This window comes from Bremerella volcania (assembly GCF_007748115.1).
GTDB classification, from domain to species: Bacteria; Planctomycetota; Planctomycetia; order Pirellulales; family Pirellulaceae; genus Bremerella; species Bremerella volcania.
This window is the reverse complement of sequence record NZ_CP036289.1, coordinates 3,290,329-3,304,778: the sequence shown is the minus strand read 5'-3', so window position 1 is coordinate 3,304,778 and position 14,450 is coordinate 3,290,329. Positions and strand designations below refer to the sequence as shown.

General features: G+C 57.5%; 13 protein-coding genes. 8 read left to right on the top strand and 5 right to left on the bottom strand.

From position 1 onward, the window contains the following. Window positions 1-9 precede the first annotated feature (9 nt). On the bottom strand, window positions 10-1,386 hold the full coding sequence (locus Pan97_RS13355) for a DUF1501 domain-containing protein (protein ID WP_144973304.1): 1,377 nt from the start codon (window positions 1,384-1,386) through the stop codon (window positions 10-12). A 200-nt stretch (window positions 1,387-1,586) separates the two neighbouring features. Between Pan97_RS13355 and Pan97_RS13350 the strand changes: the two genes are divergently transcribed. The 5 genes from Pan97_RS13350 (at window position 1,587) to Pan97_RS13330 (ending at window position 7,745) form a co-directional block, all read left to right on the top strand. Further along, on the top strand, window positions 1,587-2,354 hold the full coding sequence (locus Pan97_RS13350) for an AraC family transcriptional regulator (RefSeq protein WP_165698739.1): 768 nt from the start codon (window positions 1,587-1,589) through the stop codon (window positions 2,352-2,354). A gap of 19 nt (window positions 2,355-2,373) precedes the next feature. Then, complete coding sequence (locus Pan97_RS13345) at window positions 2,374-3,675, top strand: APC family permease (RefSeq protein WP_144973300.1); 1,302 nt, start codon at window positions 2,374-2,376, stop codon at window positions 3,673-3,675. A gap of 217 nt (window positions 3,676-3,892) precedes the next feature. Then, window positions 3,893-5,437 (top strand): sulfatase family protein, encoded by a 1,545-nt coding sequence (locus Pan97_RS13340; RefSeq protein WP_174819546.1) that lies wholly within the window; start codon window positions 3,893-3,895, stop codon window positions 5,435-5,437. 47 nt (window positions 5,438-5,484) lie between these two features. After that, on the top strand, window positions 5,485-6,795 hold the full coding sequence (locus Pan97_RS13335) for a sulfatase family protein (RefSeq protein WP_144973296.1): 1,311 nt from the start codon (window positions 5,485-5,487) through the stop codon (window positions 6,793-6,795). A 257-nt stretch (window positions 6,796-7,052) separates the two neighbouring features. Continuing rightward, entirely contained in the window at window positions 7,053-7,745 is a 693-nt protein-coding gene (locus Pan97_RS13330; RefSeq protein WP_144973294.1) for an ankyrin repeat domain-containing protein, read from the top strand. Window positions 7,746-7,769: 24 nt separating this feature from the next. Here Pan97_RS13330 and Pan97_RS13325 read toward each other — a convergent pair whose 3' ends face one another. From Pan97_RS13325 to Pan97_RS13310, 4 genes are read right to left on the bottom strand one after another with little or no spacing between them, the layout of a single operon-like run. Continuing rightward, window positions 7,770-9,308, bottom strand: a complete 1,539-nt coding sequence (locus tag Pan97_RS13325; RefSeq protein WP_144973292.1) for a metal ABC transporter permease — start codon at window positions 9,306-9,308, stop codon at window positions 7,770-7,772. Beyond that, on the bottom strand, window positions 9,308-10,108 hold the full coding sequence (locus Pan97_RS13320) for a metal ABC transporter ATP-binding protein (protein ID WP_144973290.1): 801 nt from the start codon (window positions 10,106-10,108) through the stop codon (window positions 9,308-9,310). Before Pan97_RS13320 ends, Pan97_RS13325 begins: the two co-directional genes overlap by 1 nt. Beyond that, window positions 10,105-10,611 (bottom strand): hypothetical protein, encoded by a 507-nt coding sequence (locus Pan97_RS13315; RefSeq protein ID WP_144973288.1) that lies wholly within the window; start codon window positions 10,609-10,611, stop codon window positions 10,105-10,107. Before Pan97_RS13315 ends, Pan97_RS13320 begins: the two co-directional genes overlap by 4 nt. Window positions 10,612-10,630: 19 nt before the next feature. Next, on the bottom strand, window positions 10,631-11,530 hold the full coding sequence (locus tag Pan97_RS13310; protein ID WP_144973286.1) for a metal ABC transporter solute-binding protein, Zn/Mn family: 900 nt from the start codon (window positions 11,528-11,530) through the stop codon (window positions 10,631-10,633). A gap of 206 nt (window positions 11,531-11,736) precedes the next feature. On the opposite strand from Pan97_RS13310, the gene Pan97_RS13305 reads away from it, so the two are divergent. The 3 genes from Pan97_RS13305 to Pan97_RS13295 all read left to right on the top strand — a co-directional run bounded on the left by Pan97_RS13305 (window position 11,737) and on the right by Pan97_RS13295 (window position 14,445). After that, window positions 11,737-13,203 (top strand): outer membrane protein assembly factor BamB family protein, encoded by a 1,467-nt coding sequence (locus tag Pan97_RS13305; protein WP_196782090.1) that lies wholly within the window; start codon window positions 11,737-11,739, stop codon window positions 13,201-13,203. A 187-nt stretch (window positions 13,204-13,390) separates the two neighbouring features. Continuing rightward, entirely contained in the window at window positions 13,391-14,089 is a 699-nt protein-coding gene (locus Pan97_RS13300) for a glycosyltransferase family 2 protein (RefSeq protein ID WP_144973284.1), read from the top strand. Further along, window positions 14,086-14,445, top strand: a complete 360-nt coding sequence (locus tag Pan97_RS13295) for a DUF2304 domain-containing protein (RefSeq protein ID WP_144973282.1) — start codon at window positions 14,086-14,088, stop codon at window positions 14,443-14,445. The genes Pan97_RS13300 and Pan97_RS13295 overlap by 4 nt, the downstream gene beginning before the upstream one ends. The last annotated feature ends 5 nt before the right edge of the window (window positions 14,446-14,450 follow it).

The following is a 14,450-nucleotide window of genomic DNA, read 5'->3' as shown; positions in this document are numbered from 1 at the left end:
GAAAATGAATTAGAACAGTTCGTGAATCGGAGCATGTCCCGAATCGACGATGGGGAAGGGGCGTCCGCCAGGGCCCGGCAGCGCTTTGTGTATATCGAAACCGAGACTATGAAAAATAGTCGCCGCGACGTCCGCTGGCTGGACGGGCCGATCGGCAGGCACCGCACCAATCGGATCGCTGGCGCCGACGATGCGTCCTCCTTGAACACCCCCCCCGGCAAAGCCGCAGGTAAAGCATTGCGGCCAGTGATCGCGGCCACCGGCTGGATTGACCCGCGGGGTCCGACCGAACTCGGCCAAATTGCAGACGAGGGTCGAATCGAGCAGCCCCCGTTGATCCAGGTCTTCGACCAATGCCGAGTACCCTTGATCGTACAGCGGGGCGACGATGTTCTTCATCCCTTCGATCGACGTGAACGGTTTCGAGCCGTGAATGTCCCACGTGATCTCGTCGAAGACGGTCAGAAACGTATTGATGGTCACGAAGCGAACCCCGTTCTCAATCAACCGCCGCGAGAGCAGGCAGCATTGGCCGAAGCGGTTCATGCCGTAACGCTCGCGAACCTTCTGCGGCTCTTTGGTCAGGTCGAAAGCTTCTCGTGCCTTGGGGCTGGTCATCAAGCGAAATGCGGACTCGAAGTTGCTTCCCAACAGGTCCGCGCTTTCGCTGGCCTCGAACGTGGCCGCGGCCTGATCGACCAGATCGCGAATTCGGCGCCGGCGTTCCAACCGAGTCGAATCGATCTCGATCGGCGGTAACAAGTCGGGAACCTTGAAATTCTCTTTCGATGGATCGGCATTGAGCGAGAACGGATCGTGCGCTTTGCCCAGGAACCCACCGGCCTGACCATTGGGCATGTTCCCGCCTCCGCGTCCCATGAGCTGCGGCAGCACGGCAAACGCAGGCAGGTCGGTCTTGCGGCCGCGCTCGAAGCTGACCACCGAACCGATATGCGGCGTGTTGACCCCACCGGAGAAGAGTCGCCCGGTCTGCATCATTTGCCAGCCAGCATCATGCACGGCAGCGCCGGTGTGATGTACCGAGCGGACGAGCGAAAACTTGTCGGCGATCTTCGCGTGCTGCGGCAGGATCTCTGAGATCTGAAGATCAGGATTCGTCGTGGCGATCGGCTTAAATGGCCCACGCACCTCGGCTGGGGCGTCTGGCTTCATATCCCACAAATCGAGCTGACTGGGAGCACCCAGATTGAAAATCATGATGCAATTACGATCGTCTTGATCGGGCCTCATGGCCCCTTGGGACTTGGCCGCCGTTAGGTGAGGAAGGCTCAGCCCGAGTGCCCCGAGCGTTCCCACTTGCAGGAAGTCGCGTCGCGTTTGTCCGTTGCAGGTGACCGATTTGCCACGCCCTTGAAAGGTGAACATAGCGTTCTCTTGAATAGGTTCAGCCAGGAGGAAAAGTTTGGCTTGGTTGTAGGAGTGCAGGGGAAGGAAGTCCGTACCGATTACCGCCCGATACGAACCAGCTAAATCTAATCTATCTCGCCCGATACGTAAAATACTAGGGATTTTTCCGCAATGTGTGGTATTATCTGCGCATGGACAGAAAAGTCGGAGTGAATAATATGAACGCGCGTTTCGGTGCTGAACTCGCCCTTGCCGGGCTGTTTGACTATCTTCCGGACGTTTATCTTTACGTTAAGGACCGAGAAAGCCGGTTCATCGCCGCGAACCAGTCGCTGTGGAAAATGCGTGGCTACGAATCGGAGTCCGAGATGCTCGGCAAAACCGATCTCGACCTTCATCCGCGTTACCTGGCCGAGCGGTACATGGCCGAAGACCGCCAGGTGATGGAGTCAGGCACGCCGTTACCCAATCAAATCTGGCTCGTTCCGAGCCAACCAGGGGAACTGAAGTGGTTTATTTCCAGCAAGATGCCGCTGAAATCAGCAACCGGCGAAATTATCGGGATTGCCGGGGTGATGCGCGATCTGGAGAAAGCCAAGTCTGCGGCCACTTCGTTCGATGCGTTTGAAAAAGTGGTGAACTTCGTGCTGCGAAACTACGAACAGCCGCTGCGTGTGAACGACCTGGCGGCGATGGTCCATCTGTCGGTCAGCCAGTTCGATCGTCGCTTCAAAGCCCTGTATCACATGACGCCCCAGCAGTACATTTTGCGCGTACGACTTCACGCAGCCTGCCACGAGATCTTGGCCTCTGGAGGGACAGTCGCCCAAATTGCAACCCGCTGTGGGTTCTACGATCAGAGCTACTTCTCCAAGCAATTTCGCAAGCACCTGGGCATCTCGCCGACCGACTATCGGTTAAGGTATCAAGATTCGCCGGGGCAGCTTTCCGATTCGTTGGGGCTGGCCCCGCTGCTTCCTTCCTGAAATACCCCCTTGCCACACGATGAATCAGCCTCAGGGTGAACTGAAACGCGAGCTAGGAATCCCCGGTGCCGTGATCACGGGACTCGGATCGATCCTGGGAACCGGCGTCTTCGTCAGCATCGGTATCGCGGCAGGCGTTGCTGGCGAGTCGGTTGCCCTGGCGATTGTCGCGGCGGCGCTGGTCGCGATCTGCAACGGCTTGAGCAGCGCTCAACTGGCCGCCAACCATCCGGTCAGTGGGGGGACGTACGAGTATGGCTATCGCTGGCTGAACCCCACGCTCGGATTCACCGCGGGCTGGATGTTCCTGTGGGCGAAGTCAGCCTCGGCGGCGACGGCGGCGCTTGGATTTGCGGGCTACTTGCTGCCGTTGTCAGGCCGTGACGTTCGCTTCCTCATCGTACCGGTGGCCTTGCTGGGGCTGGTCGTACTGACCGTCGTCGTCCTGTGGGGAATCCGCCGAACGGCTCAGGTCAATGCGCTGATCGTGGGGACCACTGTCCTGGTTCTGGTGGCTTTCATCGTCATGGGAAACGTTTCCCCTTCTATTAGACCGATCGCTCTGAGTAACCTTTGGCCTGCGGGCGACGGTTACGCGTCGTTCGCCCAGGCCATCGGTTTGATGTTCGTGGCCTACACCGGTTACGGACGCATCGCCACGCTGGGTGAAGAAGTCAAATCGCCGCGGCGGACCATCCCGATTGCGGTCATCGTGACGCTGGCCGTTTCGATGCTGCTTTACTTCCTGGTCGCCGTGACGGCGCTGCGAAACGTCGATGCCGAGACGTTTGCGCAGTATGCCAATCAGGACGCGGCTCCGCTTGAGATGGTCGCCCAAGGGTTTGAAGTACCTGGCGCGGCCGCGCTGATGACGCTCGGCGCGGTGACCGCCATGCTGGGCGTGCTGTTGAACCTGCTGCTAGGGCTGTCGCGCGTTCTGCTGGCCATGGGCCGTCGCGGAGATATGCCGCACGGGCTGGCCCTCGTTTCCCAATCGAGCGGTGTCCCCTGGACGGCGACGATTGCCATCGCCGTTTTGATCGGAGCGATTATCTGCGTCGGGAGCGTGAAGCTTGCCTGGTCGTTCAGTGCGTTTACCGTTTTGATCTACTACGCGATCACCAACGCGTGTGCGCTGCGGCTGAAAGCGGAGGAACGACTCTATCCGCGGATCATCCCGGTATTGGGCCTGGTCTCTTGCCTGACGCTGTCGTTCTGGGTCGATCGCCAGGTGTGGCTGTTCGGAGTTGGTCTGCTGGTGATGGGAATTGTCTGGCATCTGGTTGCCCGTCGGTTGACCAGGGGCGCGTCGACAACGTGAAGAAAATCTTCCAAGCGCACTATCTCACTGAAGCGCTTCACGCCTAAATTGCTCGTATAGGACCTCGGAGCGAGTTCGCTCCAAGGCATCCGGGTACCGGAGACATGTACGCAGACAACACGTGGGCAAAGTTGACCTGCGCTGTCGGGCGTACGATACTAGAACAACCCTCTCATCTTCCTACCCAACCATGAATTCCTCGGAGAGCCCCAAGATCATGCCCTCGTTGAGCTTACACCGCACACTGGCGGCCTTGCTGCTTACCCTTTCAACGGCCATTCTCTTTCTTTCGTTTGAAAATAAGGCCATGTCGGCTGAGCCTGGTCAGCGTCCGAACGTTGTCTTCATTCTGATCGACGACATGCGTTTTGACGCGATGGGCTTCATGGGGCATCCTTTTTTAAAGACACCCCAGATCGACGCCATGGCCGCCAATGGCGCGAACTTCACCCAGGCGTTCGTCACCACGTCGCTCTGCTCCCCTAGCCGCGCTTCGATCCTCACCGGGCAGTACATGCACAACCATGGTGTCGTCGACAACAATGACACCGACATGTCGGACACAATTTTCTTCCCGCAGTATCTGCAGCAGGCCGGATACCAGACCGGCTTCTTCGGCAAATGGCACATGGGGGGAGGAACCGACGCACCTCGACCCGGTTTCGATCAATGGGTCAGCTTCCGAGGCCAAGGGCATTACAACCCGCCAGGACCCAAGTGGACCCTGAACGTCAACGGCAAGTCGGTCCCGCAAAAGGGGTATATCACCGACGAACTGACCGACTACGCGATCGATTGGTTGGATTCACTTGATCGTGACAAGCCATTCTTTCTGTATTTGTCGCACAAAGCGGTGCATGCTCGCTTCGAACCGGCTGAACGTCACAAGGACCTTTACTCCGACGTCGAGATCGAAGCCCCAGCCTCTCAGGCCAACACCGACGAAAACTACGCTGGCAAGCCGATGTGGGTGAAGAACCAACGCAACAGCTGGCACGGCGTCGACTTCCCATACCATTCGTCGCTAAACATCAAAGAGTACTATCGCGACTATTGCCGCTGCATGAATGCGGTCGACGACAGCGTGGGACGCGTTCGCGACTATTTGAAGCAGCAAAAGCTGAACGACAACACGGTCGTCATGCTTATGGGAGACAACGGTTTTCTGTTTGGCGAGCACGGCTTGATCGACAAGCGGAATGCGTACGAAGAATCGATGCGGGTTCCCCTGGTGGTCGAAGCCCCCGGGATTCTGGCACCTGGCTCGACGGTCGACGCCGTCGTCGCAAACATCGATATCGGTCCGACGATTCTCGAACTGGCGGGGATTGAAACGCCTGAGCAGATGGACGGGATGAGCTTTCTGCGGATCGCCTCGGGCAAGATGGACACGAAAGATTGGCGGAAACACTTGTTGTATGAATACAACTGGGAATGGAACTTCCCGCAAACGCCCACCATGTTCGCGCTACGTGGCGAACGTTACAAGTTCATTCAGTACCACGGTATCTGGGATACTGACGAGCTGTACGATCTGGAGAACGACCCTCACGAGATGAAGAACTTGATCCACGAGTCGGGCCTGCAAAGCACGGTGCGTGACATGCGAAACGCGTTGAACCAGGAACTCAAGCAGCGCGGGGCCATGCAGGTTCCCTTCGGAGCCAAACGAGGACCCGGGGCCAATCTGCGACTTGAGTCGGGCTCGAAAGCTGCCCCGTTCCCAGACACGGTTCTGCGCGAAAAGGACGGCAAACAGTAACTCATCTTCCTTCCGATTATCAACCTTCCAACTTTGGGATACTTTTCATGCGTTTAGTGATTACTGCTTTGTTTGCGATGACGATGGTCATTGGCCTCGGCGTTCCAGTGGCGAGCGCCGCCGATCAGCCGAACGTCGTCATTCTGCTTTCCGACGACCAGCGTTGGGATGACTACTCGTTCCTCGGCCACGAGACGATCCAAACGCCGAACATCGATCGGCTCGCCAGCCAGTCGCTGGTGTACGAGCGCGGCTACGTTCCTTCTTCGCTCTGCCGTCCATCGCTGGCCAGCTTGTTCACGGGGCTTTATCCCCATCAGAACGGCATCACCGGCAATGATCCGCGAGAGAACAAGCGGACCAAAGAGGGGCGTGCCGTCTTGGTCGATCGATTTGAAGAGAACCCGCGTCTGGCCGATATCCTTGGCAAGCAAGGGTACATCAGCTTTCAGTCGGGCAAGTGGTGGGAAGGCAACTTTACCAGTGGTGGTTTCACCGAAGGGATGACCCATGGGGACGTGACCAAAGGAGGACGCCACGGAGACGTGGGGCTGATGATCGGGCGCAAGACGATGCAACCGGTGATCGACTTCATCGACAAAGCAGTTGCCGAAGATAAGCCGTTCTTCTTGTGGTACGCCCCGATGATGCCTCACCTGCCGCACGATCCGCCAAAGCGCTTGCTCGACAAATACACCCAGGAAGGCCGCCCGGTCGAGATCGCCAAGTACTTCGCCATGTGCGATTGGTGGGACGAAACGTGCGGTCAGGTCCTCGACCACCTCGACAAAAAGAAGATCGCCGAGAACACGGTCGTGATCTACTTGTGCGACAACGGTTGGATTCAGCAGGCCGACAAAGGGGGTGGTGCGGTCGGCGGCCCGCGTGGCAAGCGTTCCGTCTACGACGGCGGCACACGAACTCCAATCATGATCCGCTATCCCGGGCACGTGAAAGCCCAACGCAACAAGACTGATTTGGCCAGCAGCATCGACGTGGTGCCGACTATTCTGGATGCCGTCGGTGTGAAAACCGACGTCGACTTCCCTGGGATCAGCCTTTTGGATCAGGCCAAAGCGGGCCAGCGCGAGGCGATCTTCGGCGAGATCTATTCGCATGATATCCCCGACTTCCGCAAGCCTGAATTGGGGCTTTATTATCGCTGGATCATTGATGGCGATTACAAGTTGATCGTCCCCACTGGCATGGAAGAAGGGGAATACGGCCCCCAGCAAGTGGCACTATACAACGTCGTGAAGGACCCGGAAGAAGAGAACAACGTGATCGCCGATCATCCGGACGTCGCTGCCAAGCTGCGCAAAAAACTGGATGCCTGGTGGAATCCAACGGTGAAGTAATCAGCCAACTTGGATGCGCAACGATGCCGTCTCTAGCCACTGCATCTTGCGCATTCTTTCTCGTTGCGAGCCGAGAGTGAAGCCCGCGTAAAATTCTGAAGGAGTTTTCGCAATCCGCCCCAGCGACGATTTCGTTTTGGCATCGCATTGGCAATCATTAATCGCAGCAAGGCAAGACTTAGGCGGTATTGATACGGGCAGCTAATCAAGAGATATTTTCGCGCTTCTATGCTTAGATCCTGCGGGATCCGAATGACATGCAATATCGCTGCCCTCTGTGTCAGACCAATGGGGTCGTTCCCGATAAAGCACGCGGTCATGAGGTGTTATGTCTGAAGTGCCGTGAGCACTTCTTCATCCCCGACCAGTCACTAGAAGAACGCGTCAAGCTGGGCATCTTCGTCGCTGCCCGCAGAAACGATGGCGAAGTGATCATCGCTCTGGCGGAAAGTGGTGCCAATCTGGATGTTCAGGAAGAAGAATCCGGGCACACCCCGCTGCACATCGCATCGTTCTATGGAAAGCTTTACGCCGGCCGCGAATTGATACAGCAAGGTGCGTCACTCGAGATTCGCGCATCGAAGACGGTACAAACGCCTCTGTTTTACGCAGCTCGCGAGAACAACCCGAAGATTGTGCGGTGGCTGCTCGAGCGAGGTGCCGAGCCGAACTGCCAAGATCCCGACGGCACGACGCCGCTTCACTGGGCCGCTCGGAAAGGATTCCTCGAAGTCGCCAAGGTGCTTGTCGCTGGGGGTGCCGATTATCGCGTCGAAAACCACATCGGACTAAGGCCACTTCAATTTGCCGTTTCATATCACCAGCCGGAACTGCGAGACTTTTTGATTTCAGTCGAACGAGCGACGAAGTTCTTCCAGAATCAACGCACGAAGACGAACTCCAAGACCGGTACCCTCAATAAGTTCCTGTTTGGATTCGGAGAAAAGTAAGCTGCGAGGGGGAACTCGATTCCATCAGTTCTGCGACTGAGACGTATCCAAAAGACGCACGGTGATTGAGTCGGCCTGGTGGTGATCGAGGTAGAGTTGCCGTTGGCCGTCATTTACCTGGAACGTCCAGGTCTGTTCGTTGTCGGTTCGCGGACCAGTCGTCAGTTGGTCGCCAATTGCCAGGTCGAAGCTACCTTCCGGCGCGACCTGCGTGACTTCCGCCACGTGACCTTCGCGAAGCAAACTCGCTGGCACCTCCTTGCCGGGTACCAGGTGCAGGAAGTCTTCGGGAATTTCCTGACCATGCGGATCGGTGATCGGGTGTCCCAGTCGATCGTCCAGGTAATCGACGGCGGCCTCGTCGTTCACATGCTCCAGCAGATGAGCGCGATCGTGGATTTCCTCCTCTGGCATGCCCAATCGCGCCAGGTAGGCTTCCCAGATACGATGGGCGCGCATCAAGCGTCGAGCTTCCAGTTCGCCTGCCTCGGTCAGCTGATAGGCATCGTTTTCCTTCGGTGCGATCAGCCCGCGGGTAACCAGTCCGTCTAACGTTCGCCGTAGGCTTTGCCCGTCGGTGGGTACGTTGGCGATGATCGTCGAGAGGGTCGTGGAGAGACCTTCGCTACGCCGCATGCAGCCGAGAATGTCTTCGGCCAACGTCTGCGGGATCGCCGCTCGCTTGCGAATCCAGGTCGAAAGCAACCCGAATCGTGGCGAGAAGACCAACACCACCATGAACTGAAACGTGCTGAACAGAACGATCGGTGGACTCGTCGCGACGTTCAACCATACCGACAGATAGACGCCGCAAAGAACGCTCGAAATGCCGAACAGTGCCGAGAGGGCCATCATGTGACTCAGTCGATTGGTCAACAGATAGGCCGTGGCTGCCGGGGTAATCAAGAGCCCCACCACGAGGATCACGCCCACGATCTGGACCGCACTGACAACCACCAGCGAGGTGCATGTCGTCATAAGCATATGAATCAACAGCACCGGCAGGCCGATCGAAGCGGCCATGATCGGGTCGAACGAAGTGAGCAGAAGTTGGCGATACCAAAGTATGGTGACCAGCAAAACAATCGCCGTGACGCCGGCCATCATCCACAATCGCTCGGCATCGACCGCCAGGACGTCCCCCATCACGAAATGAAAGAGGTCCAAATGAATGTAATTTGAAAACATGCTCGCCAGCGCGCCGCCGAGAGCGAAGATGCCGGTGTACATGATGCCGATCGCCGTATCCTCTTTGATTCGCGACACCCGCGAGACAAAGCTCACCATGACGACCGTCGTGAAGCCGGCGATCAGGGCTCCGAGAATCATCCCGGCGAAATGGGCCTCGAGACCGTATACGACCTTCATCAGAAGGTAACCGCCAGTCACGCCTGCCAGCATCGAGTGCGAGATGGCATCGCCCAGGAAGGCCATCCGCCGCAAGATGATCAAGCAGCCCACCACACCGGCGGAAATGGCCACCAGGCACCCAGCCACCACCGCGCGAAGCAAGTAACTGTTGCCGTGAAACGGCTCGATGAACAGGGTGTAGAAAGCGTCCATTATTTCGCTTTCTCCTCGATGACGCGTCGTAAGTGCTCGAACGCACGTACGTTTCCGTCATACACCTCGCTCAGTAGTTCCGGCTGCAGGATCTGCAACGGCGTGCCGAAGGCAAACAGACGTTGCTTCAACAGGATCAACGCGTCGAAGAACTCAGCCGCCGTGGCCAGGTCGTGATGCACGACGACCAGCGTTCGCCCCGACTTCTTCGCGTTTTCCAGCACGCTCAAAATAGCTCGTTCGGTTGCCGCGTCGACGCCTGCGAAAGGCTCGTCCAGCAAGACGACCTGGGCACCTTGAGCGAGTGCGCGAGCCATAAAGACGCGCTGTTGCTGACCGCCCGAGAGGGCTCCGATCTGGCGTTTACGAAGATCGGCCATGCGAACGATCGAGAGGGCCTCTTCGACGATTTCCCAATCGGCCTTCGAGGGGCCCCATTGCCACCAGGGGATGTTGCCGTAGCGACCCATCATAGCGACCTCTTCCACGGTCACCGGGAAGTCCCAATCGACGCTGCCGCGCTGAGGAACGTAGGCGACCAACTTGCGAGTCCGTTCGACCGGCGTGCCAAAGATGCGTACGTTGCCCACATCGGGACGCAGGAAGCCGAGGATCGCCTTGATCAAGGTCGACTTGCCAGAGCCGTTGGGGCCGATGATGCCCACGAGCTGCCCTTGCGGTATCGCAAAGGAGACGTCCAGCAGTGCCGGAACGGCTCCGTAGCTGACCGTGAGATGCTCGACTTCGATCGCCGGTACGCTTTTGTCGATCGGTTGATTGGACGGTTCAGCCGTGATCATTCATCCTCCTGGTGTGAGGAAGCAAGCCCTTCGACTTGAAACGGAACGCGGCCGACCAGCTTGGTCTCGGTCCCTTCCGCCCAGATGGTACGCGTCTGCAATGGTTGCAGGCCGCTTCCCGTGTACAGTTCGACATGAATCGCCTTGGGAGTAATATCGGAAGAGCTCGCCGGAGTCATCTCGATGAGGAATTCGTTCGTCCCTTCGCGAAGCTCAAGGTCCAAACTGGTATCAACGGCCTGACCAGCAGGAATCGGCTCGTCAATCGCCAGCACGCTTTCCCCCAGTAGAGACACATTGAGCGAAGAGGCCTTCGAAACGTCTTCGGCAAATGGATCAATACCGGCGTCGAAGGTCGCCAAGATTCGCAGGCGATAGCTGCTGCGAACTTCGCTGGCCTGACTTGAATTCACAGGCAGCTGATTCTCGGCGAGTGTCTGTTGATAGAGCCAAGTCAGGCCCAAGACAATAGCAGCACTCAGGATGGCAACGACAATGCGCATAGGGTGGAGTCTTGCTGTGCTACTTCAACGACTGAACGATCGTGAGGACGTTCTCACGCATCATTCCGATGTAGGTTTCGCCGGCGGTGTCGGGGGCTCCCATCGAATCGGAATAAAGTTCCCCGCCGATCTTCGCTCCGGCTTCGCGGGCAATCTCTCGAACCATTGTAGGATTCACGGACGTTTCGACAAAAATGGCTTTCACCTGGTGCTCGCGAATCGAGTCGATCGTTTCCTGACGCCGCTGGGGGGTGATCCCGGCACCGACTTCCTTTCCGGTCGACCAACCGACCGGCGTGGCTGACTTCATACCGTAGGCCTGGCAAAAATAGTTGAACGCATCGTGGCTGGTTACCAGCACCCGCTGATCAACCGGAATGTTGTTGATCTCGCGTACGATCCAACTGTGAAGGGTCCGCAGCTGGTCCAAATAGAGCGCCGACCGGCTGCGGTACTCGTCGGCATGTTCCGGGTCGAGCTGGATGACGGCGTCGCGGATATTGCGGACATAGATGGCCGCATTGGTGCACGAGAACCACGCGTGCGGATCGTGCATCGCCTCGCTAACGCCAGGGACTTCCAGCGGTCGGCATCCCTTCACGCAGGTAACAATTGGGCGCCCGGTCTGAGTGGCAAGCTTCTGCATCCAGTCGTTGCCTTCCAGGTGCCATCCATTTTCCAAACACAAATCGGCGGTCGAAACGAGTTGGGCGTCGCCAGGCTTTTTTTCGTAGAGATGAGGGTCCTGACCGGCTGCCAGGATGCATTTGACCTCCATCCGATCTCCCACTACCTGCCGAGCGAAGTCGGCGACCTGGGTGGTCGAACAAACGATTACGGGGCGATTCTCCTCTGCAAACATCGCCACCGGAAGTAGTAGCGCAAGCAACAGAGCCGTAGCAATTCGAGAAACGATCATAATTTGTGCAGCCAAAGCAGTGTTTTTGATTACTCAAAATATCATAGGTCGAGCCGAAAGGAAAAACAAGGGCAGATCAGTTCGCCGTAGCCTATTCAGAAACTTGACATTTGATGGGGAAGTGTCGAAACTTCGCCCAGCTCGGACGGTTTCATTGGTTAACCGGCCATTCTCGTCGCTAACGAACCCCCAGGAAGAGATCTGTCATGAAATCTTCATTCTTCGCACCGATGTTGTTCGCCTTTGTCCTTGTAGTTGCGGTTGGAAATGTGGGCGCGGCTGCGGAAGCTTCCGACGGAGATTGGGCCAACTGGCGAGGCCCCAGCTACAACGGGACGTCGCCCAGTGCGAAGCCGCCGGTGAAATGGAGTGAAGAAGAGAACATTCGCTGGAAGGTCCCCATTTCCGGCAAAGGAAGCTCCTCGCCGATTATCTGGGGGGACAAGCTCTTCGTGCTCACCGCCGTGCCAGTGCCAACGGAAGATGCGAAGGACGATGAGAAAGACGCAGATGCCCCAGAAACGGAATCCCCACGTCCGCGAGAAGAATCGGCCGATCGCCCCCGACGCGGTCCTGGTGGTTTTCCAGGTGGTCCAGGTGGATTCCCAGGCCGTGGCGGTCCACGTGGTCGGGGTGGATTCGGCCGGGGTGAAGCTCCGACAACGCCGATGGATTTCACGGTCGTCTGCCTGGATAAGACGACGGGCGAGAAGATCTGGTCGGCCGTCGCGATTCAAGCCACGCCCCATGAATCAGGCCACAACACCAACACGTTTGCTTCTTCGTCAGCCGTGACCAATGGCGAGATCCTGGTGGCCTTCTTCGGCTCGCGGGGCATCTACTGCTTTACGATGGACGGGAAGCTGATTTGGAAACGCGACCTGGGCAAACAGCAGACGCGCAACGCGTTCGGCGAAGGAAGCACTCCGGCGTTGTACCAAAACACGATCATCATTCCGTGGGACCACGAGGGAGATTCCTTCGTGTTGGCCCTCAATGCCACGACCGGAGAAGACCTGTGGAAAGTCGACCGAGACGAAGCGACCAGTTGGGCGACGCCAGTGGTTGCCGAGCACAACGGCGCGGCTCAGGTGATCCTGAATGGATCGACCCGCGTTCGCAGCTACGACGTCGCTTCCGGCAAGCTCATCTGGGAATGCGGTGGTCAGGCCACCAATCCAATCGCGACCCCGATCACCTATGAAGGGAAGGCGATCTGCATGACTGGCTACCGAGGTTACGCCGTCTACGCGATCAGCCTGGATGCCAAGGGAGATGTGACCAATAACGAGAACTTTATTGCCTGGAGCCGTTCGGACGTCGGTCCGTATATCGCCTCGGCTACCCTTTTGAACGGTCGTCTGTACGTGACGAAGTCGCGCGATGGCGTCCTGTACTGTCTCGATGCCAGCAACGGCGAGACGCTTTACGGACCGGAACGCCTGCCAGAGGCCTCGACGCTATACTCCTCGCTGGTCGCTGCAGACGGCAAGGTTTACGTTTCGGACCGCGATGGCACCACGGTCGTCCTGGAGGATGGCCCTGAGCTTAAAGTCTTGGCAGTTAATCAGTTAGCAGAAGGAATCGACGCTTCGATCGCGTTGAGTGGCAATCAGCTATTCCTGCGTGGCGAGGGGCATCTATACTGCATTCAGCAGGCCGAACCGAAGTAATTGGCAGCTCGCCCTGCTAACAAATGCGAAAAGCGTATTCACGAAGTCTTCACACTGCCTTCATCGCTCAGCGACGACATCGAGTGAGAATATGCTGAATTGCTCCCACCATCTGGGCTGATCCAAGCAGATAAGTCCCAGACGTTGAGAGCGTAAGTATTTTTCACGATTCGAAAGACTTGCTGATATGCCGGAAGAGGCAACCTCAAGCCCCAACATCTGGATTGTCGTCCCTGCCTATAACGAGGCAGCCCGCATTGGACGAACGGTTCAGGGTTTGGTCCATCATTTTCCCAATGTCGTAGTCGTCGACGATGGCTCGAGAGATGCCACGTACGACACTCTGAAGGATCTGCCGGTCTGGGCGCTGCGTCATCCGATCAACCTGGGTCAAGGGGCGGCGCTGCAAACGGGGATCGACTTTGCCGTGCGACGCGGGGCGGATGTGGTCGTTACGTTTGACGCCGACGGCCAGCACGACGTCCACGATATTCAGCGTCTGGTAGAACCGATTCTCTCGCAGCGAGCGGAAGTCGCGCTCGGTTCGCGATTCCTCGGCAACCAGGCCGTGAACATGCCGACCAGTCGGTGGTTCATCCTCAAACTGGGTGTGCTGTTCACGCGAGTCTGTTCCCGCATCAACGTGACCGACACCCACAACGGATTGCGGGCTCTGTCTCGCGCAGCCGCCACGAAACTACGGATCCGCCAGAACCGAATGGCCCACGCTTCCGAGATCTTGGATCAGATTCAGTATCTCGGTTTGAAGTTTGAAGAAGTGCCGGTCACGGTTCATTACAGTGATGCTGTCCTGGAAAAAGGCCAGCAAAACTCAGCCGCCGTGAAAGTGGCTGCTCAATTCCTGCTCGGAAGGATGGTGCGATGAACTTATTTCAATGGGTCGCCATAATCTTCATCGGCTGCTCGCTTCTGGTGGAAGTCGTTCGCGCGATTGGCCACAAGCGTCTGAGCTGGGCGAAATCGTTTCGCATTACCATTTGGCTCGTCGCCGCGATCAGTATTCTGAACCCAACCATCGTCACCCGTGTCGCGCAAACCATTGGCATCGGCCGTGGGGCGGATATCCTCATCTACGTCGTGACGTTGACCTTCATTGCCACCACGTTTTACTTCTATTCGCGGTACACGCGGCTGCAGCGTCAGATCACCGACCTGGCCCGTTACCTGGCCATCCATGAAGCAAAGCATCCCGAGACCTCATTGGCCGACAGTGACCACTGAGAATT

What these genes read in the sequence shown, in the direction of transcription:
- Pan97_RS13325 (WP_144973292.1), bottom strand. Translation starts at nt 9,308, where the DNA reads ATGGACGCTTTCTACACCCTGTTCATCGAGCCGTTTCACGGCAACAGT.
- Pan97_RS13320 (WP_144973290.1), bottom strand. Translation starts at nt 10,108, where the DNA reads ATGATCACGGCTGAACCGTCCAATCAACCGATCGACAAAAGCGTACCG.
- Pan97_RS13315 (WP_144973288.1), bottom strand. Translation starts at nt 10,611, where the DNA reads ATGCGCATTGTCGTTGCCATCCTGAGTGCTGCTATTGTCTTGGGCCTG.
- Pan97_RS13355 (WP_144973304.1), bottom strand. Translation starts at nt 1,386, where the DNA reads ATGTTCACCTTTCAAGGGCGTGGCAAATCGGTCACCTGCAACGGACAA.
- Pan97_RS13345 (WP_144973300.1), top strand. Translation starts at nt 2,374, where the DNA reads ATGAATCAGCCTCAGGGTGAACTGAAACGCGAGCTAGGAATCCCCGGT.
- Pan97_RS13305 (WP_196782090.1), top strand. Translation starts at nt 11,737, where the DNA reads ATGAAATCTTCATTCTTCGCACCGATGTTGTTCGCCTTTGTCCTTGTA.
- Pan97_RS13350 (WP_165698739.1), top strand. Translation starts at nt 1,587, where the DNA reads ATGAACGCGCGTTTCGGTGCTGAACTCGCCCTTGCCGGGCTGTTTGAC.
- Pan97_RS13335 (WP_144973296.1), top strand. Translation starts at nt 5,485, where the DNA reads ATGCGTTTAGTGATTACTGCTTTGTTTGCGATGACGATGGTCATTGGC.
- Pan97_RS13340 (WP_174819546.1), top strand. Translation starts at nt 3,893, where the DNA reads ATGCCCTCGTTGAGCTTACACCGCACACTGGCGGCCTTGCTGCTTACC.
- Pan97_RS13310 (WP_144973286.1), bottom strand. Translation starts at nt 11,530, where the DNA reads ATGATCGTTTCTCGAATTGCTACGGCTCTGTTGCTTGCGCTACTACTT.
- Pan97_RS13330 (WP_144973294.1), top strand. Translation starts at nt 7,053, where the DNA reads ATGCAATATCGCTGCCCTCTGTGTCAGACCAATGGGGTCGTTCCCGAT.
- Pan97_RS13300 (WP_144973284.1), top strand. Translation starts at nt 13,391, where the DNA reads ATGCCGGAAGAGGCAACCTCAAGCCCCAACATCTGGATTGTCGTCCCT.
- Pan97_RS13295 (WP_144973282.1), top strand. Translation starts at nt 14,086, where the DNA reads ATGAACTTATTTCAATGGGTCGCCATAATCTTCATCGGCTGCTCGCTT.